This is a genomic window from Listeria tempestatis (genome assembly GCF_963575625.1).
Classification (GTDB): domain Bacteria; phylum Bacillota; class Bacilli; order Lactobacillales; family Listeriaceae; genus Listeria; species Listeria tempestatis.
The window spans coordinates 1-521 of sequence record NZ_CAUYTK010000030.1 but is presented as its reverse complement, the minus strand read 5'-3'; the positions used below and the strand labels follow the sequence as shown (position 1 = coordinate 521).

Sequence of the window (521 nt, the reverse complement as noted above, 5' to 3'; positions counted from 1 at the left end):
ATTTTGCCAGACGGCGAGTATTCGCAAAAGAATCCCGACATTACCAATTATATGAGCGAATATGACCCATTAACACTGGGGGAACGAAGTGCGGGATACTTAAGTCGTTTACCGGGTAAAAATATCACCGTGAAAAACAATATGCCTTTATTCGCCACCCTTGTCTCCAACCACACGGGCTATAGTGACCCTATCAACATTGACGGGGAACAAATCTTGATTGATGCCGATGCCTATTTACCCGTTGGCGTATGGAGCGGGGCAGTTCTCACAGGTGGAAAAGGGCATAAAATAGACGTCAATCCTGAAAATATGAAAATCTTGGCGAACTCGATGGTCACCAGAATGAAGGAGCAAATTACCACTGCCCAATCACATGTGGACCATGCTGTGGATATTGTCGAACGGGAAGGCGGTAAACTAGACGACAGAAAAACCAAGCTAACCGATAGTTTTGATGATTTACTCGGACAAGGAAGCTTTGGAAAAGCGTTAACAACGATGTCAGGCTATGAATCCGT

General features: G+C 44.9%; 1 pseudogene. It reads left to right on the top strand.

From position 1 onward, the window contains the following. A pseudogene (locus R8923_RS14255) lies at positions 1-521 on the top strand (SA1320 family protein); the annotation flags it as partial.